The sequence below is a fragment of the Ancylobacter sp. 3268 genome, assembly GCF_031456575.1.
Classification (GTDB): domain Bacteria; phylum Pseudomonadota; class Alphaproteobacteria; order Rhizobiales; family Xanthobacteraceae; genus Ancylobacter.
In genome coordinates this window covers 328,704-351,781 of the sequence record NZ_JAVDUX010000005.1, presented here as the reverse complement: position 1 = coordinate 351,781, position 23,078 = coordinate 328,704, and the positions used below count along the sequence as shown (strand labels likewise).

Annotated in this window: 28 protein-coding genes; 13 read left to right on the top strand and 15 right to left on the bottom strand. The window is 67.1% G+C overall.

Annotation, left to right across the window (positions count from 1 at the left end):
- Positions 1-334 precede the first annotated feature (334 nt).
- The 9 genes from J2X65_RS09825 to J2X65_RS09785 all read left to right on the top strand — a co-directional run bounded on the left by J2X65_RS09825 (position 335) and on the right by J2X65_RS09785 (position 7,964).
- Entirely contained in the window at positions 335-1,180 is an 846-nt protein-coding gene (locus tag J2X65_RS09825; RefSeq protein WP_310200706.1) for an alpha/beta hydrolase, read from the top strand.
- 112 nt (positions 1,181-1,292) lie between these two features.
- Positions 1,293-2,453, top strand: a complete 1,161-nt coding sequence (locus J2X65_RS09820) for an ABC transporter substrate-binding protein (protein WP_310200741.1) — start codon at positions 1,293-1,295, stop codon at positions 2,451-2,453.
- Between the two features lie 55 nt (positions 2,454-2,508).
- Positions 2,509-3,432, top strand: coding sequence for a branched-chain amino acid ABC transporter permease (locus tag J2X65_RS09815; RefSeq protein WP_310200704.1), 924 nt, complete (start codon positions 2,509-2,511; stop codon positions 3,430-3,432).
- A complete protein-coding gene (locus tag J2X65_RS09810) occupies positions 3,429-4,364 on the top strand; it encodes a branched-chain amino acid ABC transporter permease (RefSeq protein ID WP_310200702.1) in 936 nt (311 codons plus the stop codon). Before J2X65_RS09815 ends, J2X65_RS09810 begins: the two co-directional genes overlap by 4 nt.
- The gene (locus J2X65_RS09805; RefSeq protein WP_310200701.1) at positions 4,361-5,116 is read left to right on the top strand and encodes an ABC transporter ATP-binding protein; all 756 of its coding nucleotides are present in this window, start codon (positions 4,361-4,363) and stop codon (positions 5,114-5,116) included. Before J2X65_RS09810 ends, J2X65_RS09805 begins: the two co-directional genes overlap by 4 nt.
- Positions 5,116-5,820, top strand: a complete 705-nt coding sequence (locus J2X65_RS09800; RefSeq protein ID WP_310200699.1) for an ABC transporter ATP-binding protein — start codon at positions 5,116-5,118, stop codon at positions 5,818-5,820. Before J2X65_RS09805 ends, J2X65_RS09800 begins: the two co-directional genes overlap by 1 nt.
- A 340-nt stretch (positions 5,821-6,160) precedes the next feature.
- Positions 6,161-7,063: a GNAT family N-acyltransferase gene (locus tag J2X65_RS09795; RefSeq protein ID WP_310200740.1), complete on the top strand. Its 903-nt coding sequence runs from the start codon at positions 6,161-6,163 to the stop codon at positions 7,061-7,063.
- 150 nt (positions 7,064-7,213) lie between these two features.
- Positions 7,214-7,636, top strand: coding sequence for an Hsp20 family protein (locus J2X65_RS09790; RefSeq protein ID WP_310200697.1), 423 nt, complete (start codon positions 7,214-7,216; stop codon positions 7,634-7,636).
- A 46-nt stretch (positions 7,637-7,682) separates the two neighbouring features.
- Positions 7,683-7,964: a DUF1150 domain-containing protein gene (locus J2X65_RS09785; protein ID WP_310200695.1), complete on the top strand. Its 282-nt coding sequence runs from the start codon at positions 7,683-7,685 to the stop codon at positions 7,962-7,964.
- A gap of 40 nt (positions 7,965-8,004) precedes the next feature.
- Here J2X65_RS09785 and gshB read toward each other — a convergent pair whose 3' ends face one another.
- The 3 genes from gshB to rsmI form a co-directional block, all read right to left on the bottom strand.
- A complete protein-coding gene (gene gshB, locus J2X65_RS09780) occupies positions 8,005-8,946 on the bottom strand; it encodes a glutathione synthase (RefSeq protein WP_310200694.1) in 942 nt (313 codons plus the stop codon).
- Positions 8,947-9,046: 100 nt separating this feature from the next.
- Positions 9,047-9,409: a YraN family protein gene (locus J2X65_RS09775; protein ID WP_310200692.1), complete on the bottom strand. Its 363-nt coding sequence runs from the start codon at positions 9,407-9,409 to the stop codon at positions 9,047-9,049.
- Positions 9,406-10,311 (bottom strand): 16S rRNA (cytidine(1402)-2'-O)-methyltransferase, encoded by a 906-nt coding sequence (rsmI, locus tag J2X65_RS09770; RefSeq protein ID WP_310200690.1) that lies wholly within the window; start codon positions 10,309-10,311, stop codon positions 9,406-9,408. The genes J2X65_RS09775 and rsmI overlap by 4 nt, the downstream gene beginning before the upstream one ends.
- Positions 10,312-10,478: 167 nt before the next feature.
- Here rsmI and J2X65_RS09765 point away from each other — a divergent pair, with 167 nt between their 5' ends.
- On the top strand, positions 10,479-11,708 hold the full coding sequence (locus J2X65_RS09765) for a penicillin-binding protein activator (protein ID WP_310200688.1): 1,230 nt from the start codon (positions 10,479-10,481) through the stop codon (positions 11,706-11,708).
- 7 nt (positions 11,709-11,715) lie between these two features.
- Here the strand turns inward: J2X65_RS09765 and hemW are convergent, their stop codons facing one another.
- From hemW to rph, 3 genes are read right to left on the bottom strand one after another with little or no spacing between them, the layout of a single operon-like run.
- Complete coding sequence (gene hemW / locus J2X65_RS09760) at positions 11,716-12,861, bottom strand: radical SAM family heme chaperone HemW (RefSeq protein WP_310200686.1); 1,146 nt, start codon at positions 12,859-12,861, stop codon at positions 11,716-11,718.
- 22 nt (positions 12,862-12,883) lie between these two features.
- Entirely contained in the window at positions 12,884-13,543 is a 660-nt protein-coding gene (gene rdgB, locus J2X65_RS09755) for an RdgB/HAM1 family non-canonical purine NTP pyrophosphatase (protein WP_310200683.1), read from the bottom strand.
- Positions 13,544-13,546: 3 nt separating this feature from the next.
- Positions 13,547-14,260: a ribonuclease PH gene (gene rph / locus J2X65_RS09750; RefSeq protein WP_310200681.1), complete on the bottom strand. Its 714-nt coding sequence runs from the start codon at positions 14,258-14,260 to the stop codon at positions 13,547-13,549.
- 207 nt (positions 14,261-14,467) lie between these two features.
- Between rph and hrcA the strand changes: the two genes are divergently transcribed.
- Positions 14,468-15,568 (top strand): heat-inducible transcriptional repressor HrcA, encoded by a 1,101-nt coding sequence (gene hrcA / locus J2X65_RS09745; protein ID WP_310200739.1) that lies wholly within the window; start codon positions 14,468-14,470, stop codon positions 15,566-15,568.
- A 78-nt stretch (positions 15,569-15,646) separates the two neighbouring features.
- Positions 15,647-16,261, top strand: coding sequence for a nucleotide exchange factor GrpE (gene grpE / locus J2X65_RS09740; RefSeq protein ID WP_310200678.1), 615 nt, complete (start codon positions 15,647-15,649; stop codon positions 16,259-16,261).
- A 25-nt stretch (positions 16,262-16,286) separates the two neighbouring features.
- Here grpE and J2X65_RS09735 read toward each other — a convergent pair whose 3' ends face one another.
- From J2X65_RS09735 to hisA, 6 genes are all read right to left on the bottom strand, one after another.
- Positions 16,287-17,228: a hypothetical protein gene (locus J2X65_RS09735; RefSeq protein ID WP_310200676.1), complete on the bottom strand. Its 942-nt coding sequence runs from the start codon at positions 17,226-17,228 to the stop codon at positions 16,287-16,289.
- 38 nt (positions 17,229-17,266) lie between these two features.
- Positions 17,267-17,914, bottom strand: a complete 648-nt coding sequence (locus tag J2X65_RS09730) for an alpha-ketoglutarate-dependent dioxygenase AlkB (RefSeq protein ID WP_310200674.1) — start codon at positions 17,912-17,914, stop codon at positions 17,267-17,269.
- Positions 17,915-17,921: 7 nt separating this feature from the next.
- Positions 17,922-18,881 (bottom strand): type I pantothenate kinase, encoded by a 960-nt coding sequence (gene coaA, locus J2X65_RS09725; protein WP_310200672.1) that lies wholly within the window; start codon positions 18,879-18,881, stop codon positions 17,922-17,924.
- 122 nt (positions 18,882-19,003) lie between these two features.
- Entirely contained in the window at positions 19,004-19,333 is a 330-nt protein-coding gene (locus J2X65_RS09720) for a phosphoribosyl-ATP diphosphatase (protein ID WP_310200671.1), read from the bottom strand.
- An 11-nt stretch (positions 19,334-19,344) separates the two neighbouring features.
- Positions 19,345-20,118, bottom strand: coding sequence for an imidazole glycerol phosphate synthase subunit HisF (gene hisF / locus J2X65_RS09715; protein ID WP_310200669.1), 774 nt, complete (start codon positions 20,116-20,118; stop codon positions 19,345-19,347).
- Positions 20,119-20,129: 11 nt separating this feature from the next.
- Entirely contained in the window at positions 20,130-20,864 is a 735-nt protein-coding gene (gene hisA, locus J2X65_RS09710; protein ID WP_310200667.1) for a 1-(5-phosphoribosyl)-5-[(5-phosphoribosylamino)methylideneamino]imidazole-4-carboxamide isomerase, read from the bottom strand.
- Positions 20,865-21,016: 152 nt separating this feature from the next.
- Here hisA and J2X65_RS09705 point away from each other — a divergent pair, with 152 nt between their 5' ends.
- The gene (locus J2X65_RS09705) at positions 21,017-21,304 is read left to right on the top strand and encodes a hypothetical protein (protein WP_310200665.1); all 288 of its coding nucleotides are present in this window, start codon (positions 21,017-21,019) and stop codon (positions 21,302-21,304) included.
- Positions 21,305-21,333: 29 nt separating this feature from the next.
- Here the strand turns inward: J2X65_RS09705 and hisH are convergent, their stop codons facing one another.
- The 3 genes from hisH to hisB are packed head-to-tail and all read right to left on the bottom strand — an operon-like array spanning position 21,334 to position 23,033.
- On the bottom strand, positions 21,334-21,990 hold the full coding sequence (gene hisH, locus J2X65_RS09700; protein ID WP_310200663.1) for an imidazole glycerol phosphate synthase subunit HisH: 657 nt from the start codon (positions 21,988-21,990) through the stop codon (positions 21,334-21,336).
- Positions 21,987-22,421 carry a DUF2628 domain-containing protein gene (locus J2X65_RS09695; RefSeq protein ID WP_310200661.1) on the bottom strand — a complete coding sequence of 145 codons (435 nt, stop codon included), beginning with the start codon at positions 22,419-22,421 and terminating at the stop codon, positions 21,987-21,989. Before J2X65_RS09695 ends, hisH begins: the two co-directional genes overlap by 4 nt.
- 18 nt (positions 22,422-22,439) lie before the next feature.
- Entirely contained in the window at positions 22,440-23,033 is a 594-nt protein-coding gene (gene hisB, locus J2X65_RS09690; RefSeq protein ID WP_310200659.1) for an imidazoleglycerol-phosphate dehydratase HisB, read from the bottom strand.
- Positions 23,034-23,078: the final 45 nt, after the last annotated feature.

Genomic DNA, 23,078 nt, shown 5'->3' with positions numbered 1-23,078 from the left:
GGGGTCCGGTTTCCGGTTCCAAACCATCTATGCCCGGTGCCTGCACGCAATGGCGCCGACGCCCCCGATCGGCAGCGGGGCGCGGTCGGTGCCTCAACGAGCCAACGCTTTCCCTGCCGCCGGGCTTTGCGATCCGGCGCTCGGTGGCTCACCGTCGAGATCGAGACCCGCCAGTCGATTTGAACGAAACCGTGGAGCCTTTTATGCAGGGGCGTCCGCAAATCTCGCCCGCGATACCCGTCTGGCCGAACCGGCCGCCGCCTCTCGCCCTGGCGGCGATCCTGGGGGCTCTGCGGGCATCGCTCCCGTGTCGCCTCGTCCGAAGGATGTGTCCATGACCCTGCCGGCCGCCGCCATCGATGACTACAGCGAACGCCAGTACAATCTGGCGCTCACCGTGCCGGACATGAAGGCGATCACCGGCAGGTGGCAGGAACGCGCCGAAGCCGCGCGCCGGCACCATCCGCCGCTGGCCGACCTCGCCTATGACGCGCATCCGCGCGAACGGCTCGACCTGTTCCGCGCCACCGCGCCGCGCGGCACCCTCGTCTTTATCCATGGCGGCTTCTGGCGGGCGCGGTCGAAGGATGAATTTTCCTGGATCGCCGCGCCCTTCCTCGCCGTCGGCTATTCGGTGGCGCTGCCCAGCTACCCGCTGTGCCCGCAGGCCGCCTTTTCCGCCATCGCCCCCGCCGTGCGGACCGCCTTCGCCCATCTCTACCGCGAGGTGCTGACGCCGGCCGAACGCGCCCGCATCGTGGTGGCCGGCCATTCGGCCGGCGGCTATCTCGCCGCCGACCTGGCGACCGTCGACTGGACCGCGCACGGCCTGCCGGCGGCCCCCTTCCAGGGCGTGCTGCCGATTTCCGGCGTGTTCGATCTGCGGCCGCTCATCGCCACCAGCATCAATGCCGACCTCCGCCTCGACGACGCCGAGGCCGCCCGCCTCAGCCTCGACCGCGCCCCCCGCCGGGTGCCGGCCCGCGTCGTGCTGGCGGTCGGCGGCGAGGAAACCGAGGGTTTCCGCCGGCAGACCGATCGGATGGCCGCCAACTGGCCGGACCGTCCACCGCATCGAATCGCCGGGGCCAACCATTTCGACATCCTGCATGGTCTCGCCACCCCGGGCGCGGCGCTGCACGAGGCGGCGCGCAACCTGTTCGCCGGCGACACCGCCTGACGCGGAACCGTCTCGCCGATCACCGTTTTGGGGATTGTTGCGCTCGCCTCCGTCGTGCCAGAAAGCGGGAGGGATGACTTTGGGTGAACCGGGAGACCTCGACGTGAAGCGGATGATCGGCGCTGCAGCGCTTGCCACCATTCTGGCCCTGCCGGCCGCCACCGCCGGCGCCGAAGATCTGAAAATCGGTTTGATTTCAACGCTTTCCGGTCCCTCGGCCGCCCTCGGCCAGCATCTGCGCGACGGCTTCCTGCTGGCGGTGAAGCAGCGCGGCGGCGCGCTCGGCGGCGAGACCGCCGAAATCATCGTGGTCGATGACGAGCTGAAGCCTGACGTCGCCGTCACCAAGGCCAAGACCTTGGTCGAGCGCGACAAGGTCGATTTCGTGGTCGGCGTGGTGTTCTCGAATGTGATGAACGCCGTCGCCAAGCCGCTGACCGAATCCAAGACGTTCGTCATCAGCGCCAATGCCGGCCCGTCCACCCTCGCCGGCGAAGGTTGCAGCCCGTATTTCTTCTCTGCGTCCTACCAGAACGACCAGAATCACGAAGTATTGGGCAAATACGCACAGGACAAGGGCTATAAGAAGCTGGTGCTGATGGCGCCCAACTATCAGGCCGGCAAGGATTCGCTCGCCGGTTTCAAGCGGCACTACAAGGGCGAGGTCGTCGAGGAGATCTATACCCAGCTCGGCCAGCTCGACTTCTCCGCCGAGCTCGCCCGCATCGCCGCCGCCGAGCCGGATGCGGTGTTCACCTTCATGCCGGGCGGCATGGGCGTGAACCTCGTCAAGCAATACCGCCAGGCCGGTCTCGCCGACAACGTCCCGTTCCTCTCCGCCTTCACCGTCGACGAGACGACGCTGCCAGCGACGCAGGGTGCCGCGCTCGGCCTTTATTCCGGTGCCGCCTGGGCCCCCGATCTCGATACTCCCGAGAACAAGGCGTTCGTCGCTGCTTTCGAGAAGGAATATGGTTATGTGCCCGCACTTTATGCGGCACAAGCCTATGACGCGGCGCTCATGATCGATGCGGCGGTGAAGCAGCTCGGCGGCAAGCTCGACGACAAGGAAGCCGTGCGGGCGGCCCTGAAGAAGGCCGACTTCAAGTCGGTACGCGGTGCGTTTTCCTTCAATACCAACCAGTTTCCGATCCAGGACTTCTATCTCGTCAAGGTGGCCAAGCGTCCGGATGGCAAGTTCCAGACCGAGACCGTCGAGACGGTCTTCAAGCAATATGGCGACGTCTATGCCGCCAAATGCCCGATGAAGTGATGCACGGCGCAGAGGGCGAGGCAGAGGGCGCGCGGCGCCGGGAAGCGACGCCGGCATGAGCGTCACGCTTCTCCTCATCCAGACCCTTAACGGGCTGCAGCTCGGCGTGCTGCTGTTTCTGATCGCCGCCGGGCTGACGCTGGTGTTCGGGGTGATGGACTTCATCAATCTCGCCCACGGCGTGCAGTACATGCTGGGCGCCTATTTCCTCGCCGCCTTCGCGTCCGCCACCGGCAGCTTCGCGCTCGGCCTCGTGCTGGCGCTCGCCGCCGCGCTCGTCTGCGGCGTGTTGCTGGAGCGGCTGGTGCTGCGCCGTCTCTACGGGCGCGATCATCTCGACCAGGTGCTGGCGACGTTCGGCGTTATCCTTTTTCTCAACGAGGCGGTACGCGCCTTTTGGGGATCGGCGCCGTTGCATGTCGAAATTCCCGAAGCCTTGTCCGGCGCGGTGCGGCTGATGCCCGGCCTGCTCTACCCGCTCTACCGGCTGGTGCTGATCGGCGCCGGCCTTGGTGTCGCCGTGTTGCTCTATGTGCTCGTCGCCCATACCCGTGTCGGCATGCGCGTGCGCGCCGGGGCCAGCGACGCGGCGATAGTGTCCGCGCTGGGAGTGAATGTCGGCCGGCTGTTCACCCTGGTCTTCGGCTTTGGCGCCATGCTGGCCGGGTTCGCCGGTGCGCTGGCGGCACCGATCCTGTCGGTCGAGCCCGGCATGGGCGACAACATCCTGATCCTCGCCTTCGTCGTGGTGGTGATCGGCGGCATCGGCTCGGTGCGCGGTGCCTTCGTGGCGGCGCTACTGGTCGGGCTGGTCGACACGCTCGGACGCTCCTTCTCCACCAGCCTGATGCGACTGCTGCTGGATTCCTCGGCCGCTGCCCAGGCCGGGCCGGCGCTCGCCTCCATGCTGGTCTATGTGCTGATGGCGCTGGTTCTGGCGGTGCGGCCCCGCGGTCTGTTCCCGGCGAGTGCGGGATGAGCATCGCTGCCCGGCGCTATGTCCTGCCGCTGTCCATCGGCGCCGGCCTGACGCTGGTGCCGGTCGTTGCCGGTGGCGACACCTACATGGTCAATCTCGCCGTCCGCATCATGTGCCTCGCCATCGCGGCGTTGGGGCTCGACCTGATCCTCGGCTATGGAAGGCTGGTGAGCTTCGGGCACGCCGCCTTTTTCGGCGCCGGGGCCTATGCCGTCGGCATTCTCTCGGCGCATGGCGTCACCAGCGGGCCGCTGCTGATCGCCGCCGCCATCGCCACCAGCGCCGCGCTGGCGCTGCCGATCGGCGCGGTCTCGCTGCGCACGCGCGGCGTCTACTTCATCATGATCACGCTCGCCTTCGGCCAGATGCTGTTCTTCACCACCAGCAGCCTGTCCGCCTATGGTGGCGATGACGGGCTGAACCTGCCGGCACGCGCGACCTTCTTCGGCACCGATCCCTTCGGATCGCCCGTGAGCTTCCATTATGTCGTTCTCGCCGTGCTGGCCTTCGTCTATCTCGCCTGCCGCGCCATCGTCGCTTCCCGCTTCGGACGGGTGCTGCGGGCGGCCGGCGAAGATGAGCGACGGGTGACCGCCGCCGGCTTTCCGGTGATGGCCTACCGGCTGGTCGCCTTCGTCATCGCCGGCGGCATGGCGGGCCTCGCCGGCGGCCTCTATGCCGAATTTACCGAGTATGTCAGCCCCGCCTACATGTCGTGGCAGCGCTCGGGCGAGTTCATCGTCATGGTGGTGCTGGGTGGCGCGGGATCGCTGCACGGCGCGGTGCTCGGGGCCATCGGCATCGTCCTGCTGGAGGAGTGGCTGGCGGAAATCACCGAACATTGGCGGCTGATTTTCGGCCCGTTGCTGGTTCTGGCGGCCCTGGCCGGGCGAGACGGCATCACCCGCCTCCTCGGCAGGAGGACCCCATGACCACCGGCACTCCGGTTCTCCAGCTCCAGGGCCTCGTCAAGCATTATGGCCGGCTGCGGGTCAGCGACGACGTCTGGCTCGACGTCGCGCCGGGCGAGACCCATGCGCTGATAGGCCCCAATGGCGCGGGCAAGACCACGCTGATCGGCCAGATCGCCGGCGAGATCGGCCCCGATTCCGGCCGCATCCTCATCGACGGCAAGGATGTCACCGGCGAGAAGCCGCACCGGCGCGTGCATCGCGGCCTCGCGCGTTCCTTCCAGATCACCCGGCTGATCAACGGCTTCAGCGCCCTGGAGAATGTCGCGCTCTGCGCACAGGCGCTGGCCGGATCGAGCTTCCGCTTTCTCACGCCGGCCAGCCGCGACGAGGGATTGAACGCCATCGCCCGTTCCGCGCTGGAGGAAGTCGGGCTCGCCGAAAGGGCCGACGTTCTGGCCGGTGGACTCAGCCATGGCGAGAAGCGCCAATGGGAGCTCGCCATGGCGCTGGTGGCGCGGCCGAAGCTCATGGTGCTGGACGAACCCATGGCCGGCCTCGGCAAGGCGGAGACGCAGCGCATGATCGACGTGCTGCGCCGGCTCGCCCGACACGCCGCGATCCTGCTGGTCGAACATGACATGCATGCCGTCTTCGCGCTCGCCGACCGCATCAGCGTGCTGGTCGAGGGGCGCATCGTCGCCTCCGGCTCGCCGGAGACCATCCGCGCCGACACCGCCGTGCGCGCCGCCTATCTCGGCGAGGAGGCGTGATGCTGGAGCTCCACGATGTCGAGGCCAGCTATGGGGGCAACCAGGTGCTGTTCGGCGTGTCGTTCGCCGTTGGCGTCGGCGAGGTGGTCACGCTCATGGGCCGCAACGGCATGGGCAAGAGCACGACGGTGAAGAGCGTGATGGGTCTGCTGCCCGCCAGCGGCGGCACCCTCTTCTTCGAAGGACAGCCGATACGCGGCCTGCCGCCCTATCGGATCGCGGGCGCCGGCATCGGCCTGGTGCCGGAAGGCCGGCGCATCTTCCCCACGCTGAGCGTGCGCGAGAACCTGATTGCCACTGCCCGCGCCGGCGCCCGGCCACCGGCGCCGGAATGGACGCTCGCCGCCATCTATGAGCTGTTTCCCCGCCTCGCCGAGCGCCAGCGCCATCTCGGCAGTCAGCTCTCGGGCGGTGAGCAGCAGATGCTCGCCATCGGTCGGGCTTTGATGACCAATCCCAAGCTGGTGATCCTCGACGAAGCGACGGAAGGCCTTGCGCCCCTCATCCGCGCCGAGATCTGGAGCTGCCTCGAACGGCTCAAGCAGGCGGGCCTCGCCATCCTCGTCATCGACAAGCATGCCGACGCGCTGGCGCGGATCGCCGACCGGCACGTCATCCTCGAGAAGGGCCGCGTGGCCTGGACCGGCGACACCGCGGCCTTTCGTGCCGATCCCGGCCTGAAGGACCGGTTTCTGCACGTATAGGCCGCCAGAATGTCCGCCGCCGGCCCGGCAAGCCAGCTCCCGTGGCAAGGTCGGACCCGGTCTCTCGTCCGCCGCGCCCATGGGTCGGATCGCAAGAGCGACGCGGGAGCAGCCTGGCTGGACGGTACGGCAGGACCAGACCGCCGCTGTCACATCGCCGTTGGAAAAACGTGATTCTGTCGCCCCTTGAAACTATGATACGTGGCAGTTTCAGGGGCACGCCATGACCCGTTCTTTTGCCGACGATCCGGCCGATGCTACGCCGAATCCTTTCGCTTCGGCGCTGCGTCTGGTGTTGCCCACGTCACTTGCTCCCCATTTTGCCGAACCGATGCGCCGCATGGCCGGCCCACTCGCCCCGTCGCGGCTGATGCCGGCGCTGCGCTCCTATTCCGGCCTGCGCCACCGGGAGAGCCGCGCCGAGCCGGGACCCGCGAGCCTCGGCCGCATCGGGTCGCTGGAGGTCCGGCTCGCCCGCACCGCCGCCGATGTGCGCCGGGCGCAGCGCCTGCGCTACCAGGTGTTCTACGAGGAGATGTCGGCCCTGCCCGGTGCCGCCGCCCGTCTCGCCCGCCGCGACTTCGACGGCTTCGACGCCATTTGCGACCATCTGCTGGTGATCGATCATGATGCCTGCCGCATGGTGCGCGGACGTCGCGTGCCGGCGGTGGTGGGCACCTACAGGCTTTTGCGGCAGGAGATCGCCAATCGCCACGGCGGTTTCTATACTGCCGGAGAGTTCGACATTGCGCCGCTGCTCGCCCGCCATCCCCATCGCCGCTTTCTGGAACTCGGCCGCTCCTGCGTACTCGGCCCCTATCGCACCAAGCGCACGGTGGAATTGCTCTGGCACGGCATCTGGGCCTATGTGCGCCAGCACCGCATCGATGTGATGTTCGGCTGCGCCAGCCTTGAAGGTACCGATCCGCAGGTGCTCGAGCGTCCACTGGCGTTCCTCCACCATTTCGCTCCCTCCGAGCCGGAATGGCACGCCCGCGCGCGGCCGGGCCGGGCCGCGGCGATGGACAATGTCGCGAAGGACGCCCTCGACGCCAAGAAGGCGCTCACCGAGTTGCCGCCGCTGATCAAGGGTTATCTGCGCCTCGGCGCCCAGATCGGCCAGGACGCGGTGATCGACCACCAGTTCGGCACCACCGACGTACTGATCGTGCTGCCGATAGAGCGCATCGATCCGCGCTATCTCGGGCACTTCGGCCCGAATGGCGAGCGCTACGCCGCCTGAACCTTTGCCGATCCGCTCTTTGGGCGTGACATCGCGGGAGAGCGGGCGACATCTTGCGCCCCGGTACCGCCTTGCCCATATGTCGATACAACGGGATGCCCTTTGGGGGTCCCACCCTGCAAAGTCGCTTCGGACAAGGACTTTGGGAGCATGTCGCGCATTCCCACGCTGTCGAGCCCCTTCCTTCTCGGGTTCGATGAGGTGGAGCGGGCGCTGGATCGGGTCGCAAAGGGCTCGGACGGCTATCCGCCCTACAATGTCGAACGCCTCGCCGCGCCGGGTCAGCCGGAACGGTTGCGCATCACGCTGGCGGTCGCCGGTTTCGCCCGGGATCAGCTGGATGTGACGCTCGAGGAAAAGGAGCTCGTCATCCGCGGCCGCCAGGCCGAGGAGCCTCAACGGACCTTTCTTCACCGGGGCATCGCTGCCCGCCAGTTCCAACGCACATTCGTGCTGGCCGAGGGCATGCATGTCCTGGGAGCGGAACTGAAGAACGGTCTTTTATCGGTTGATCTCATCCGACCGGAACCGGAACGGGTGGTCAGGCGTATCGCCATAGCAACCGATGAGTGAACGTGCCCTGAGCCGGTCTCGACAGCTTGGAAAGGAGTCGCAGACCATGACCAACGAATTCACCCTTGACCCCGCCGCCACCAGCGGTGCGCCGGGGGGCCTGACACCGGAAGCCTTCGCCAACCTCGGCGGCGGCCAGATCGCCTATGTGCGCCCGATCGATTCGGAAGACGCGGCCCGCCTGTTCCCGCAGGCCCGCCTGCAACCGGGTCTCAAGCTCTTCACGCTGCATGCCGCCGATGGCACGCCGATGATGCTGACCGACAGCCGCGATGCCGCCATTGCCAGCGCCGTGCAGAACGAGCTCGTCATGGTGAGCGTGCACTGAGCTGCCAGGCGCCGTCCCCTTGGGGCGGCGCCTGCGCCCGTCAGCTCCGCTTCGTCTCAATCGCATCCCAGATGAGTGCCGCGATGTCCGGCCCACCCAGCCGGCGAATGGCGCGGATGCCGGTCGGCGAGGTGACGTTGATCTCGGTGAGATTGCCGTCGATCACGTCGATGCCGGTGAAGAGCAGGCCCTTTGCCCTCAGAGAGGGACCCAGCGCTTCGCAGATTTCCCGTTCGCGCGGGGACAGGTCGGTCTCTTTCGCCGCCCCCCCGCGCACCATATTGGAGCGCAGGTCGCCCGGGCTCGGCACCCGATTGACGGCACCGGCAAACTCGCCATCCACCAAGATGATGCGCTTGTCGCCCTGGGCGACCTCGGGGATGAAGCGCTGCACCACCCAGGGCTCACGGAAAGTGGTGGCGAACAGATCGTAGAGCGAACCGAAATTCAGGTCGTCGCGCGTCAGTCGGAATACCGCCGCGCCGCCATTGCCGTAGAGCGGCTTCACCACGATGTCGCCGAACTCGCCGCGAAACGCCTTGATCTCCTCGAGGTCGCGCGTGATCAGCGTCGGCGGCATCAGTTCCGGAAACTCGGTGACGAAGATTTTCTCCGGCGCGTTGCGCACATGCGCCGGATCGTTCACCACCAGCGTCTTCGGATGCACCCGCTCCAGGAGATGGGTGGCGGTGACGTAGTGCATGTCGAAGGGGGGATCCTGTCGCATCAGGATCACGTCGAACCCGTCGACCCGCACTCGCTGCTTTTCGCCGAGGGTGAAGTGATCGCCCTTGATGTCGCGCACCTCGACGGGCTGCACGGTGGCGAACACCTCGCCGTCGCGCATGGCGAGGGTATCGGGGGTGTAATAGGAAAGCGCGTGCCCGCGCGCCTGCGCTTCGAGCATGAGGGCGAAGGTCGAATCGCCCGCAATGTTGATGCGGTCGATCGGGTCCATCTGGACGGCGACGTTGAGGCTCATGGATGTTGAGATCCTAAAGGGGAGACCGCCTCGGCGGCATTCGTCCCCTGTTTACCGCCTCGCGCCGGGCGGCGCCATGCGCGGAGGCACGCGGCGGGCGTCAGTCCGCCTCAAAGGCACCAGGCAGATGCATCGGCGCACGGCCCGGCGCCAGCAGCACGACATCGAGCCGCATGTCGAGGCCGGCAAGCTCGGGATGCGCGGCAAGATAGATCTCCGCCGCGGCGGCAATGCGCCGACGCTGGCGAATCAGCAGCGATTCGGCTGCCGCGCGCAGGCCTGAGCGTGCCTTCACCTCCACGAACAGCAGCAGCCCCTCGCGCCGGGCGACAAGGTCGATCTCGCCGCGCGGTGTGCGCACGCGTCGCGCGAGGATGTTGAATCCCTGATGTACCAGCAGCCGTGCGGCGGCTTCCTCGGCATCGATGCCGCGGGAAAAGGCCGTCGGCTTCGGCTCGCTCATCCGTGCGATTCCGCCTGCAGCGCCAGCGCCCGCGCATAGACATCGCGGCGTGGACGACCGGTGGCGGCGGCCACCGCAGCGGCGGCGTCCTTGAGCGAAAGACTGGCGAGCGCCTGGCGCAACGCCGCATCGATATCAGCATCGCTGGCCTCCGTGGCCGGCGGCGGACCGATGACGAGCACGATCTCGCCACGGGGCGGACCAACCTCGGCATAATGTGCCGCGAGATCGGCCAGCGAACCGCGCCGGACCTCCTCGAAGGCCTTGGTAAGCTCGCGGCACATCGCCGCCTTGCGTTCCCCGAGACCGGCCGCGAGGTCGGCCAGGCTGTCCGGCAGGCGCGGGCCGCTTTCATAGAGCACCAGCGTCGCCGGAAACGACGCCAGCTCGGCGATTCGGCTGCGGCGGGCGCCGCTCTTTTGCGGCAGGAAACCGTCGAACAGAAAGCGGTCGGTCGGCAGGCCCGCCGCCACCAGCGCAGCAAGGCTTGCCGAAGCCCCCGGCACCGGCACGATGCGAAAACCGGCCTCGATCGCCGCCTCCACCAGCTTGTAGCCGGGATCGGAGACCAGCGGCGTGCCGGCGTCCGACACCAGTGCCACGGTGGCGCCCTGCTCCAATCGGCCCAGGAGGCGCGGGCGCATGCTGGCGGCATTGTGATCGTGATAGGCGACAAGCGGCGTTTCGATGCCGTAACGATCAAGCAGCCGCCGCGTGACCCGCGTATCCTCGCAGGCGACGAGATCAGCGCCGGCGAGCGTTTCCAGCGCACGGACCGTTACATCGCCGAGATTGCCGATGGGCGTCGCCACCACGTGCAACCCGGCATCGAGGCGTGGCGCCGGCACGATCTGGCCGGCAAGACGAAAAGAACGCGGGGCATCGGCGGGCGGGTGGGTCATCGTTCAGCCACTCTAGAAGGCAAGAGCGACGCCGTCATGCCCGCATGCGCCCCATGGAAGGGGATTGGCGGCATTTTTGCGCCGTTTGCTTGCGTGGGCCGCGTGACAGGTGGCCTCCCGGCATCCTACAAGGGTGGATATGCCCCGCTCAGCCACCCGACGAGGCGATGACCGAGCCACACCGACCGACACAGACCGGCACCCGCGCCGCACTCGGCCACAGCCGTCGCGGCTTCCTGCTCATGGCCGGCGGCGCGACACTTGCCGCCTGCAGCTCATTGCCGGAATCGCCTCCGCCTCAGGCGGCGCTGCCGCCGGCACCGGCTGTTCCGGCGCAGCCGACCAATATGCTCGGCAGCGGCACGGTGCGGATCGGCCTCATCCTGCCGCTGGGCGCGACCGGCAACGCCGCCATCGCCGCGCAGTCTCTGAAGTACGCCGCCGACATGGCGATCGCCGAGTTTACCGGCGCCAATATCCAGCTCATCGTCAAGGATGACGGCGGCACCGGCCCCGGTGCCCAGACCGCCGCGCAACAGGCGCTCGACGAAGGCGCGCGGGCCGTCATCGGGCCGCTCTTCGCCCACACCGTCGCCGCCGCCGGACAGGTGACGCGCTCGCGCAACGTGCCGCTGGTCGGCTTCTCGACCGACACCAATGTGGCGACGCGGGGCGTGTATCTGCTTTCCTTCCTGCCACAGACCGATGTGGTACGGGCGGTGCGCTATGCCTCGTCGAGCGGTCGGCGGGCCTATCTCGGCATGCTGCCGGACAATGCCTACGGCTCGGTGGTCGAGGCCGCCTTCCGCGAGACGGTTTCGGCGGTCGGTGGCCGGGTGGTCGGCCTGGAGCGCTACGCACCCGGCAATGCCAGCCAATATGCCGAGGCCGCCCGCCGTCTGGCTCCCTCCGCCGCCCAGGCCGACGCGCTGTTCGTGCCGGATTCCGGCGAAGCCGTGCCGCAGATCCTGCAAGCCCTGTCGAGCGCCGGGGTCAATCTCTCCGGCAAGCAGTTGATCGGCACCGGCCTGTGGGACAGTCAGGCACTGTTCAACGTCCCGCAATTGCAGGGCGGCATCTTCGCGGCACCGGATCCGGCCGGCTTTCGTGCGTTCTCGCAGCGCTATGAGGCCCGCTTCGGCCAGAAGCCGGTACGCACCGCGACGCTGGCCCATGACGCGGTCTCGCTGATGGCGGCTCTGGTCAACACCGGCGGCGAGGCCGGCCTCAACGACACCGCGATCCAGAATCCTTCCGGCTTTGGCGGCATTGACGGCATCTTCCGCTTCCGTTCCGACGGCACTAACCAGCGCGGGTTGGCCGTCATGCGCATCGCCAGCGGCGGCACCCAGATCGCCAGCCCCGCCCCACGCAGCTTCGCCGAGCAGGGGATCTGACGCGCAACTACGCCGCTAGATCCGCAACGATGGCGTCGAGCACCGGGAAGCCCTGGGGCGTGACGCGCAGCCGGCCGTCGGCGCGCTCCTCGAGCATGCCCTCGGCCATCAGCGCCGCTACCCGCGCGGCGTCGAAGTCGCGGCCGGACAAGCGGGCGAAGCGATGGCGGTCGATGCCTTCGGCGAGCCGCAATCCCATGATGAGGTATTCATCGGCCTGTTCCGGCCGGCTCAGCTCCTCGTCGACGACGAGACCCTGACCATCCGCCTCGACCCGCTCCAGCCACTTCTCCGGACCGCGCTCGGTGGAAGTGGCGCGCCGGCCTTCCGGCGTGTCGAGCCGTCCATGCGCGCCGGGGCCGATGCCGGCATATTCGCCATAGCGCCAGTAGAGCAGATTGTGCCGGCTCTCGGCGCCGGGCCGAGCGTGGTTAGAAATCTCGTAGGCCGGCAGGCCGGCGGCGGCCGTCGTCTCCTGCGTCACGTCCCACAAGGCGCGTGCCACCTCCGGTTCCGGCGTCTTCAGCCTGCCGGCACGATGGAGCGCCGCGAAGGGCGTGCCGTCCTCAATGGTGAGCTGGTAGAGCGAGAGGTGCTCGCAGCCCTCGGCGATGGCGCGCTCCAGCTCGCGCTTCCACTCGGCCGGCTTCTGTTCCGGCCGGGCGTAGATGAGGTCGAAGGAGGAGCGCTCGAAGGCCGAGCGGGCGATGGCCACCGCCTCCAGCGCCTCGGCCGCCGTGTGCATCCGCCCCAGCGCCTTCAGGGAGCTGTCGTCCAATGCCTGCACGCCGAGGGAGACGCGATTGATGCCGGCGGCGCGGTAACCGCGAAAGCGCCCGGCCTCGACGCTGGTGGGGTTCGCCTCCAGGGTTATCTCGGCGCGGGCATCGAGAGGCCAGGCGGCGTCGATGGCGGTCAGGATGCCCTCGACCGTCGCCGGCGCCATCAGCGAGGGCGTGCCGCCGCCGAAGAACACGCTCTGCGTCCGCCGCTGGCCGGTGCGCTCGCGCATATGGCGGATTTCGGCACGAAACGCGGCGAGGAACCGCGCCTCGTCCGGCGGGGCATGGCGCACATGCGAGTTGAAGTCGCAATAAGGGCACTTGGCCTTGCAGAACGGCCAATGCACGTAGACGCCGAATCCCGGATCCACCGGGGGCGCCCTATCGGCGAGGTCAGTCAAACTTGGCCCCGAAACAGGCCTCGGCCAGCTTGATGAAGGCGCGGGCGCGGTGCGATCCGCCGCGGCCGAGCGGCGGCATGGCGTGCTTTTCCTCGCCGTTCATCTCGCCGAAGGTACGGGCCGAGCCGTCCGGGAGGAACATCGGGTCATAGCCATGGCCGCTGTCGCCGCGCGGCGGCCATACCATTTCGCCGGAGACCACCCCCTCGAAATCCTCGATATGGCCGTCCGGCCAAGCGATGCACAGTGCCGAGATGAAATAGGCACGGCGGTCTCGCGGATCGACGGCATCGACCTTGCGCAGTTCCTCCTCGACCCTGGCCATGGCCTTGCCCCAGTCGCGCTCTGGCCCCGCCCAGCGTGCGGTATAAAGCCCCGGTGCGCCGCCCAGTGCCTCGACGCAGAGGCCGGAATCGTCGGCAAAGGCCGGCAGGCCGGTGGCCTCGCAGGCGGCCCTTGCCTTGATGCGGGCATTCTCCTCGAAAGTCAGCCCGGTCTCCTCCGGCTCGGGCAGGCCGAGATCGCCGGCCGAGACCAGCTCGACACCATAAGGCTCCATGAGCCCGCGCATCTCGATGAGCTTGCCGGGATTGTGGGTGGCGATCACCACCCGGCCGGTGAGCCGGCGGTGCGGCTGACGATCCTCATCCATCGTTCAGGCCACCGCCATCTTCTGCAGATCGACCAGGCGGCCGATGCCCTTGCGGGCGAGGCCGAGCATGGCGTTGAACTCTTCCTCGGTGAAAGGCGCCTTCTCCGCCGTACCCTGCAGCTCGACGAAACCGCCGGCGCCGGTCATCACGAAATTGCAGTCGGTGCCGGCATCGGAATCCTCGGCATAGTCGAGGTCGAGCCGCGGCTCACCGTCGATGATGCCGCAGGAGACCGCTGCCACATGGTCGCGCAGCGGGATCGTCGAGAGCAGGCTCCGGGCCTTCATCCAGTTGAGGCAATCATGCAGCGCAATCCAGGCACCGGTGATGGCGGCGGTGCGGGTGCCGCCATCCGCCTGGATCACGTCGCAATCGACGGTGATCTGCCGCTCACCAAGCTTTTCCAGATCGACGATGGTGCGCAGCGAACGGCCGATCAACCGCTGGATCTCCATGGTGCGACCCGACGGCTTGCCGGCCGTGACCTCGCGACGCGTGCGCTCATGGGTCGCGCGCGGCAGCATGCCATATTCGGCGGTGACCCAGCCGCGGCCCTGCCCCTTCAGCCAGGGCGGCAGCCGCTCTTCCAAGGTTGCGGCCACCAGCAAATGGGTCTCGCCGAACTTTACCAGGCAGGAGCCTTCCGCATGGCGCAGCACGCCGCGTTCGAAGCTGACGGCCCGCATCTCGTCGGGAGCGCGGCGGGAGGGACGCATGCTGAAGTCTCCATGAGGCATTGCCAGACGCGATGGCGCCCGTGCGCGTGAGAAACCGCGACCAACAAGGCGCCGGTCTATCGGCGCTCCTTGTAAGGGGCAGTGCCGTGCAACCGCAAGCGCATAACTCTGCGCCTTGTACGCTCCGGCGCGAAGGCCAATTATATGTTTCACATGAAACGTCCTGATGGCGAACGCGGCTCGACCATGCCTCTCGATCCGATCCTGGCTTCCACCTCCCCCTCCCTCGCCAAGCTCGACGAGCGGTCGCGGGAGATTTTTCGGCAAATCGTCGAGAGCTATCTCGCCACCGGCGAGCCGGCAGGCTCGCGGAATATTTCCCGCCTCATTCCCATGACGCTGTCGCCGGCCTCGGTACGCAACGTGATGGCGGATCTCGAAGCCGCCGGCCTCATCTTCGCCCCGCACACCAGCGCCGGGCGCCTGCCGACCGAACGCGGCCTGCGCTTTTTCGTCGATTCGCTGCTGGAGATCGGCGACGTCTCGGAGGAGGAGCGCAATGCCATCGAGGCACAGGTCAAGGCGGCCGCGCGCGCCCAGACCGTGGAGGGCGTGCTGGCGGAGGCTTCCAATATGCTCTCCGGCCTGTCGCGCGGCGCCGGTGTCGTCACCGCCACGAAGAGCGACACGCGCCTGAAGCACATGGAGTTCGTGCCGCTCGACCCCTCGCGGGCGCTGCTCATTCTGGTTTCCGACGATGGCGAGGTGGAGAACCGGCTGGTGCCGCTGCCCGCCGGCCTGCCTCCCTCTGCACTGGTCGAGGCTACCAATTTCCTCAACGCCCGCACCCGCGGACGCACGCTGTCCGAGCTCCGCGCCGAGGTGGAGCGCACGCTCGCCGCCCGCCGCGCCGAACTCGACGAGGTCACGGCGCGCGTCGTCGCCGCCGGGCTCGCCTCCTGGTCGGGCGGCGACAAGGCCGAACGCCGGCTGATCGTGCGTGGCCAGACCCGCCTGCTGCACGACCTCAAGGCCATCGAGGACCTCGAGCGCGTACGTCTGCTCTTCGACGATCTCGAGGCCAAGCAGGAAGTGGTGGACCTTCTGGGACGGGCGGAGGACGCGCAGGGCCTGCGCATCTTCATCGGCTCGGAAAACAAGCTGTTTTCGCTGTCAGGTTCCTCCACCATCGTCGCGCCCTATCGCGACGGGCAGGGGCGGGTGGTCGGCGTGCTCGGCGTCATCGGGCCGACACGGCTGAATTATGCCCGTATCGTGCCGATGGTGGACTTCACCGCGCGGGTGGTCAGCCGGGTTCTGGGCCGTCCGGACTTCGACGCAGCTTGATTTTTTGCCGCCAGGACCCGATATGGCGGGCAACCGTGACGCAACGCGTCCGGAATTCCTTCCCCCGACGAGGCAGTCATGACCGAAGATAACCGCAAGCCGGCGGATGCTTCCGACGAGGTCGCCGGTACGCCGAGCGAAGAAACCGTCGGTTCGCCCGAAAACGGCGAGGATGGCTTCGCCGCCGAGCGCGAACGCTATGAGGCGGAGATCACCGCGCTGAAGGACAAGTTCCTGCGCGCCTTTGCCGAAGCCGACAATGTACGCCGTCGCGCCGAGCGCGAAGTGGCCGATGCCAAGGTCTATGGCATTACCGGCTTCGCCCGTGACGTGCTGTCGCTGTCAGACGATTTCGAACGCGCGCTCGGCGCCATCCAGCCCGACGCTCGTGCGAGCGCCGAGGGCACGCTGAAGACGCTGCTGGACGGCATCGAGCTGACCGCGCGCAGCCTCACCCAGACGCTGGCGAAACATGGCGTCGTCCGCATCGACGCCGAGGGCTCCCGCTTCGATCCGAACCTGCATCAGGCCATATTCGAGGTCCCGAATGCCGAAGTACCCTCCGGCACCGTCGTGCAGGTGATCCAGCCCGGCTACACAATTGGCGGGCGCGTGTTGCGGCCGGCGATGGTCGGCGTTTCCAAGGGCGGCCCGAAGGCCGCTCCGGCGGAAAGCCAGACCAGCCAGAACTGAACTGAACAACGGGCTGGAGCGCGCCTCAGCGCAGCTCCAGCCCGTCGCGCAGCGCCCGCAGACTGTCAAAGTCGCGGGCGAAATCGTCCGCCGGCAGCACCCCGACCATGCGGATATAGCTGGCACGGCCGAAACGCAGCCACTGCGCAACCTTCACCGGCTTGCCGGTTTGCAGGTCCACGGCATTGGCGACGATCTCGATGCCCGGTTGACCGCCAATTCGCAGCGGCCCGCCACGCTCGACGCGCAGGTCACGCACGCCCGGGACCGACGCGACCGCCCGCTTGGCAAGACTTTCGCGCTCGTTTTCCCCCACTTCGCCCGGCACCACGCCGGCAATGAAGATCGGTTGCCCCTCCTGCGGGGCGGATGCCTCGCCCTTGGTCATCAACACCGCCGAATTGCCGAGCACCCGCAATACTTTGAACCCTTCTAGCGACTGAAAGGTGAAGGGCAGGCGAGCGAGCAGTTCTTCCTGGCTGGGCGGCGCGCGGAATACCACGCTGGACAGCGCCGCTTCCACGACCGCGTCTGGATAGCTGTCCGAGGCCGCCTCGGGGAACTGCACGGTGATGACGGCGGTCTGGTTCTTGCCGCCGGCCAGCATGATCCACTTCTTGATCGCCACCGCGCCGACGCTCTGATAGCCGCTCAGGATCAACCCGCGACCGCCATCTGCCAGCGTGACCTGCTTGCGGCTCTCGATCGTCACGCCCTTATTCTGCAGCGCATCCGGCTCGAAGCTTTTCACGATTGTGTCGAAATCCGCATGCGGCACCTCGACGAAGAGGATCGCTGCCTTGGCGGCACGATCCTCGAAGCCGGCCGCACCGGGAATCGGCACCATGCCGCCGGGCACTTCCATGCCGACCGAGCCGCCATTCGGAAACACCGGCTCGGCGTGAACCGCGAGAGGCGAACCAGCCAGCGCGGCGATCAGAACGGCAGCGCGCACCAAGCGTCGCATGGCATGTCCTTCCATGGGAAAGCTATTGAGTTGTCTGCTCATAGCGCCGCATCCCGTTCCTCGCGAGCCGGATGCACGCGCCGTAACGTCAGATTGATGCGACCTGGCTGACTGAGCAGCGTCGACGTGCCGGCAAGAATACGATCAATACCGTGAAAGGCCAGCCGGCTCGGCCCGGAAAGCAGCAGCGCATCCCCCGAAGCGAGCTGAATGGAGCGGGTTTTACCGCGACGCTCGACGCCGCCGATGCGGAAGATGGCGGTATCGCCGAGCGAAAGCGAAAGCACCGGCGCGGAAAACTCCTGCTCGTCCTTGTCCTGATGCAGCCCCATGCGCGCCTCGGGGCCGTACCAGTTGATCAGGCAGGCCTGTGGAGCCGGTGCCGCACCGGCAAGGTCAGCCCATGCGTTGCGCAAGGCGGCGGGGAAGGGCGGCCATGGCTCGCCCGTCTCGGGATGGTGCGGCTGATAGCGATAGCCGCTCTCATCCGATACCCAGCCGAGCGGACCGCAATTCGACATCCGCACCGAGAATGGCTTTCCCGTGCGTGGCATGCGCGGGATGAACAGCGGCGCGGTCTTCAACACCTCGCGGATATCGGCAACCAGCGCCTCCTGGGCGGCACGGTCGAGATAGCCCCGCCACCACAGGCAGCCGGGCGCGAGTTCGAGCGGGGCGGGGATCATGGCGCGATCAGAGCTTGCGCAGCGCCACGGCTTCGACCTCGTGGTCGCCCCCCTTGCGCAGGATGAGGTCGGCGCGCTGGCGGGTGGGCAGGATATTCTCCTGCAAGTTCACCCGGTTGATCGAGTGCCAGATGGAGCGCGCGGTCTGGTCGGCCTCGCTTTCGGAAATGCCGGCATAACGATGGAAATAGGCGGCGGGGTCGCGGAAGGCGGTCTGGCGCAGCCGCATGAAGCGCTCGACATACCAGCGCTCGAGGATCGCGTCGTCGGCATCGATATAGATCTTGAAGTCGAAGAAATCGGAGACGAAGGGGATGCCCTTGCCGTCCTTGGGCGGCCGGCTGGTCTGCAGCACATTGAGCCCCTCGACGATGAGAATGTCGGGTTGGTCAACCTCGACCCGTTCATTGGGCATCACGTCATAGTCGAAATGGCTGTAGATCGGCGCCGTCACCGGGTGCCGCCCCGCCTTGATATCGGTGAGGAAATGCAGGAGCGCCGGCAGGTCGTAGCTTTCCGGGAAACCCTTCTTCTGCATCAGCCCTTCCCGCTCCAGCACCGCATTGGGGAGGAGGAAGCCGTCCGTGGTGACGAGGGCCACCTTGGGGGTGTTGGCCCAGCGGCCGAGCAGCGCCTGCAGCACGCGTGACGTCGTCGACTTGCCGACCGCCACCGAACCGGCAATGCCGATGATGTAGGGCATCTTCCCGGCCTGCTCTGGCCCGAGGAATTTCTGCATGGCGCGGAACAGCTTCTGCGTCGCTGCCACATAGATGGAAAGCAGCCGCGATAGCGGCAGATAGATTTCCTCGATCTCGGCCAGGGAGAGGCGGTCGTTAAGGCCTTGCAGCCGCGCAATCTCCTCGGGAGTAAGCGGCTGCGGCGTATCGGCACGCAGCGCGGCCCATTCGGCGCGCGAGAAATTGCGGAAGGGCGAAAGCCCAATGCTGTCGAGCTTCATGTCCATGGGCTGCGATTCCTCGGGGCAGCATATGCCGTCATCGCCCGGACGTGGCGCCAAGCGTTGGTCGACCGTATACCACGTTCATGCCGCACTCGATACTGGCTCTCGCCGCCGGTCGGAACGGTTCAGCCAGTGGAACGCGACGTCTTTTCCTCGATGCCCGAACGGGCGGTACGACGACCGAGCTCGGCATAGATGTCCTCGAGCGGGATTCCCCGCGCATGGAGCAGCACCATCAGATGGTAGAGGAGGTCGGCGCTCTCCGAAACGACGGCTTTGGTATCAGCCGCCACCGCCGCGAGAGCGGTCTCGACCGCCTCCTCGCCCAGCTTCTGCGCGCATTTGGCGACACCCTTCTCGATCAGCGAACGCGTATAGGAGGGCGGGCCGCCACCCGCCGCGCGGTCGGCGACGATGCTGGCGAGATCATCCAGGGTCACGCGCTTGTCGTCCATTCCGGCTTCCCTCAGCTGCGCCGCACCGGCAACCCGGCCGCGGCGAGACGGTCCTTGGCGGCACCGACGGTGAACGTGCCGAAATGGAAGATCGAGGCGGCCAGTACCGCGCTCGCCCTGCCCTCGCGGATGCCGTCCACGAGATGATCGAGCGTGCCGACGCCGCCGGAGGCGATCACCGGCACCGGGACGGCATCGGAAATGGCGCGGGTCAGCTTCAGGTCGAACCCCTCGCCGGTGCCGTCGCGATCCATGGAGGTGAGCAGGATCTCGCCGGCGCCGAGCGCCACCACCTCGCGCGCATAGTCCACCGCGTCGATGCCGGTGCGGTTGCGCCCGCCATGGGTGAAGATTTCCCAGCGGTCCGGCTCGCCGGGCCCGGACACCTTCTTGGCGTCGATGGCGACGACGATGCACTGCTCGCCGAACTTCGAAGCCGCCTCGCGCACGAATTCCCGCCGGTTCACCGCGGCGGTGTTGATCGACACCTTGTCGGCGCCGGCGTTCAGAAGCGCGCGGATATCCTCCACCGTGCGCACGCCACCGCCGACGGTGAGCGGCATGAAGCACTGCTCGGCAGTACGGCTGACGACGTCGATCAGCGTCCCGCGCGCCTCATGGCTGGCGGTGATGTCGAGGAAGCACAACTCGTCGGCACCGGCGGCGTCATAGGCCTTGGCGGCCTCGACCGGATCGCCGGCGTCGCGCAGATCGACGAACTTCACGCCTTTGACCACCCGCCCGTCCTTGACGTCGAGACAGGGAATGACGCGAACCTTCAGCATGGATGCCTCGCTCAAGCCGATACCCCCGCGACCAGCGCCAACGCCGCGCGGGGATCGAGCCGCCCGTCATAGAGCGCGCGTCCGGTGATGGCGCCTTCGAGCTTCGCGGCGCGCGGCTCGAGCAACGACCGTACGTCGTCGATGGAGGCGAGGCCGCCGGAGGCGATCACCGGGATCGAGATGGCATCGGCAAGAGCGAGGGTGGCGTCCAGGTTGAGCCCCTTCAGCAGACCATCGCGGGCGATATCGGTGTAGATAATGGCTGCGACGCCGGCATCTTCGAAGCGCTGCGCCAGCTCGAGGGCACCGAGATCGGAGGTCTCCGCCCAGCCCTCCACCGCCACGCGGCCATCCTTGGCATCGAGCCCGACGGCGACCTGCCCCGGGAAGCGGCGCGCCGCCTCCTTGACGAAAGCCGGATCGCGCACCGCGGCAGTGCCGAGGATGACGCGGGTCACGCCCTTCTCCAGCCATCCCTCGACGCCGGCAAGGTCGCGTATGCCGCCACCAAGCTGCACCGGCATGGTGACGGCTTCGAGGATGCGCTCCACCGCGCCGGCATTCACCGGCTTGCCGGCGAAGGCGCCGTCGAGATCGACGATGTGCAGATAGCGGAAGCCCTGCGCCTCGAATTCGGCCGCCTGCTGGGCCGGATCGTGGTTGAACACGGTGGCGCGTGCCATGTCGCCCTGCTGCAGGCGCACGCACTTGCCTTCCTTGAGATCGATGGCGGGAAAAAGGATCAAAGCTCACGCCCCCTAACGTCATCTGAGTGAACAGACAACGAACAAAACGGACTCGACTCTCTCAGGGAATCGTGCAGATTCGGTTCCGCCCCTAGGTTTAGCGGCTCACGGGGCGGAACCGTACCGTATGTAGAACTCTCAAGGAGACTACCGTGAAGACCTATCTTATTTCCTACGACCTGCTCAAGCCTGGTGCCGACTACACCCGATTGTTCGACGCCATCAAAGCCATTGCTAATGGCTATTGGCATTGTCTGGACAGCGTTTGGCTGATCAATACCGTTCTGTCGGCCGCAGAAATTCGCGACGTTTTGATCAAGCATATCGACGCGAACGACAAGCTCCTCGTCATTCTTCAAGGGAATGATTGGGCGACCTACAATATCCCCGCCAACGGGAATGAATGGCTCAAGAAGCACTCGAACCTGATTGCAGTCTGACACTCCCTCAAGTGGGCGCCGATGAGCGATCACGGCGTCCACGTCAGGAAATTGGCGAGAAGGGCGAGGCCGAGGCGCTGGCTTTTCTCGGGATGGAACTGGGTGCCGGCGACATTGTCGCGAGCGACGACCGCGGTGACCTTGCCGCCATAGTCGCTGGTGGCGACGAGCTGCTCGTCGCGCGCCGCGGCGAGATGATAGGAATGCACGAAATAGGCATCGAGCCCCGCAGCCCCGGTGGGAATGCCCTCGAGAAGCGGATGCGCGCGCCGGACGTCCAGCGAATTCCATCCCATATGCGGAATTTTCAGCGACGGATCGTCCGGCGCGATCTTCACCACGTCTCCGGCGATCCAGCCCAGGCCCGGTGTCACGCCATGCTCCAGCCCGCGCTCGGCCATCAGCTGCAGGCCGACGCAGATGCCGAGGAAGGGCTTGCCCTTGGCGATCACCGCCTCATTCAATGCCTCGACCATGCCGTCGATCGCATCGAGGCCGCGCCGGCAATGGGCATAGGCGCCGACACCGGGAAGCACGATGCGCTCGGCCCTTCGCACCTCGTCCGGGTCGCTGCTGACGACAACCCGCGCGCCGGAGCCGCCCTCGCGGGCGGCACGCTCCAGCGCCTTGCCGGCCGAATGCAGGTTGCCCGAGCCGTAATCGATCAACACTACCGTATCGCTCATCGGCGCATCGCCTCCGGAAACAGGCCGAGCACGGGCCCCGATATGCCGGACCCGCCGAGCCGCGCCTCGAAGAAGCGGCGCTCGGCCGCTTCGGCATAATCGGCACTCACCACGCCGGCTTCCTCGAATCCGAGGCGGGCGAGCTTGAAACGCCGCAGGGTCGGCAATTCCAGCGCCACGAACAGGTTCGGCACCAACAGCACCGCGATGAACCCATCGCCGAGCTCGAAATTGACATAGGCCGCCAGCAACGCGCTCTCGACGACGGCGTAGATGACGAAGGCCAGCCACAAGCGGTTCGCCAGCAGCACCAATGGCGCGAAGAACAGCGCCCGCCAGGCGAAAGCTTCGCGCACGAAGACCACCCGCTCGGACCAATCGGCCTCGCCGGGCAGCGCTTCCTCGGGCTCGAACACGGTCCATACCGCCATCAGTCGGTCCTCCCAGGCTCAGCCGCCGAGGCTGCCCTTGGTGGAAGGAATCTCGCCGGCCGCCGCCGGATCGATCGCCACGGCCGCCCGCAGCGCCCGGGCCAGGCCCTTGAAGCAGCTCTCGGCGATATGGTGGGCATTCGCGCCGTACAGCGTCTCCACATGCAAGGTGACGCCGGCATTGATCGCGAAGGCCTGAAAGAACTCGCGCACCAGCTCGGTATCGAACTCGCCGATCTTCGCCGCCGCGAACTCGGTGCGGAACACCAGGAACGGCCGGCCGGAAATGTCGAGCGCGACACGGGTCAGCGTCTCGTCCATCGGCATATAGAGGCTGGCATAACGGGTCATGCCGCGCATATCGCCCAGCGCGTGGCGCACCGCCTGGCCGAGCGCGATGCCGACATCCTCAACCGTATGATGGAAATCGATGTGCAGGTCGCCCTTGGCCGCGATATCCATGTCGATCCGCGAATGGCGGGCGAGCAGGTCCAGCATGTGGTCGAAAAAACCCACGCCGGTCGCAATCGTCGCCTTGCCGGTGCCGTCGAGATTCACGGCGAGGCGAATATCTGTTTCCTTGGTGGCGCGGTTGATGGACGCCGTACGCATGATCAGGCTCCCGGAAGAGCCGGCGTCTTAGCAGCATTGCCGGCC

What these genes read in the sequence shown, in the direction of transcription:
- J2X65_RS09790 (WP_310200697.1), top strand. Translation starts at nt 7,214, where the DNA reads ATGTCGCGCATTCCCACGCTGTCGAGCCCCTTCCTTCTCGGGTTCGAT.
- J2X65_RS09785 (WP_310200695.1), top strand. Translation starts at nt 7,683, where the DNA reads ATGACCAACGAATTCACCCTTGACCCCGCCGCCACCAGCGGTGCGCCG.
- rph (WP_310200681.1), bottom strand. Translation starts at nt 14,260, where the DNA reads ATGCGTCCCTCCCGCCGCGCTCCCGACGAGATGCGGGCCGTCAGCTTC.
- J2X65_RS09825 (WP_310200706.1), top strand. Translation starts at nt 335, where the DNA reads ATGACCCTGCCGGCCGCCGCCATCGATGACTACAGCGAACGCCAGTAC.
- J2X65_RS09735 (WP_310200676.1), bottom strand. Translation starts at nt 17,228, where the DNA reads ATGCGACGCTTGGTGCGCGCTGCCGTTCTGATCGCCGCGCTGGCTGGT.
- J2X65_RS09765 (WP_310200688.1), top strand. Translation starts at nt 10,479, where the DNA reads ATGACCGAGCCACACCGACCGACACAGACCGGCACCCGCGCCGCACTC.
- J2X65_RS09800 (WP_310200699.1), top strand. Translation starts at nt 5,116, where the DNA reads ATGCTGGAGCTCCACGATGTCGAGGCCAGCTATGGGGGCAACCAGGTG.
- rdgB (WP_310200683.1), bottom strand. Translation starts at nt 13,543, where the DNA reads ATGGATGAGGATCGTCAGCCGCACCGCCGGCTCACCGGCCGGGTGGTG.
- gshB (WP_310200694.1), bottom strand. Translation starts at nt 8,946, where the DNA reads ATGAGCCTCAACGTCGCCGTCCAGATGGACCCGATCGACCGCATCAAC.
- coaA (WP_310200672.1), bottom strand. Translation starts at nt 18,881, where the DNA reads ATGGACATGAAGCTCGACAGCATTGGGCTTTCGCCCTTCCGCAATTTC.
- J2X65_RS09815 (WP_310200704.1), top strand. Translation starts at nt 2,509, where the DNA reads ATGAGCGTCACGCTTCTCCTCATCCAGACCCTTAACGGGCTGCAGCTC.
- J2X65_RS09730 (WP_310200674.1), bottom strand. Translation starts at nt 17,914, where the DNA reads ATGATCCCCGCCCCGCTCGAACTCGCGCCCGGCTGCCTGTGGTGGCGG.
- J2X65_RS09695 (WP_310200661.1), bottom strand. Translation starts at nt 22,421, where the DNA reads ATGGCGGTATGGACCGTGTTCGAGCCCGAGGAAGCGCTGCCCGGCGAG.
- J2X65_RS09720 (WP_310200671.1), bottom strand. Translation starts at nt 19,333, where the DNA reads ATGGACGACAAGCGCGTGACCCTGGATGATCTCGCCAGCATCGTCGCC.
- rsmI (WP_310200690.1), bottom strand. Translation starts at nt 10,311, where the DNA reads ATGACCCACCCGCCCGCCGATGCCCCGCGTTCTTTTCGTCTTGCCGGC.
- J2X65_RS09820 (WP_310200741.1), top strand. Translation starts at nt 1,293, where the DNA reads ATGATCGGCGCTGCAGCGCTTGCCACCATTCTGGCCCTGCCGGCCGCC.
- hrcA (WP_310200739.1), top strand. Translation starts at nt 14,468, where the DNA reads ATGCCTCTCGATCCGATCCTGGCTTCCACCTCCCCCTCCCTCGCCAAG.
- hisF (WP_310200669.1), bottom strand. Translation starts at nt 20,118, where the DNA reads ATGCTGAAGGTTCGCGTCATTCCCTGTCTCGACGTCAAGGACGGGCGG.
- J2X65_RS09810 (WP_310200702.1), top strand. Translation starts at nt 3,429, where the DNA reads ATGAGCATCGCTGCCCGGCGCTATGTCCTGCCGCTGTCCATCGGCGCC.
- J2X65_RS09795 (WP_310200740.1), top strand. Translation starts at nt 6,161, where the DNA reads ATGGCCGGCCCACTCGCCCCGTCGCGGCTGATGCCGGCGCTGCGCTCC.
- grpE (WP_310200678.1), top strand. Translation starts at nt 15,647, where the DNA reads ATGACCGAAGATAACCGCAAGCCGGCGGATGCTTCCGACGAGGTCGCC.
- J2X65_RS09775 (WP_310200692.1), bottom strand. Translation starts at nt 9,409, where the DNA reads ATGAGCGAGCCGAAGCCGACGGCCTTTTCCCGCGGCATCGATGCCGAG.
- J2X65_RS09805 (WP_310200701.1), top strand. Translation starts at nt 4,361, where the DNA reads ATGACCACCGGCACTCCGGTTCTCCAGCTCCAGGGCCTCGTCAAGCAT.
- hisB (WP_310200659.1), bottom strand. Translation starts at nt 23,033, where the DNA reads ATGCGTACGGCGTCCATCAACCGCGCCACCAAGGAAACAGATATTCGC.
- hisH (WP_310200663.1), bottom strand. Translation starts at nt 21,990, where the DNA reads ATGAGCGATACGGTAGTGTTGATCGATTACGGCTCGGGCAACCTGCAT.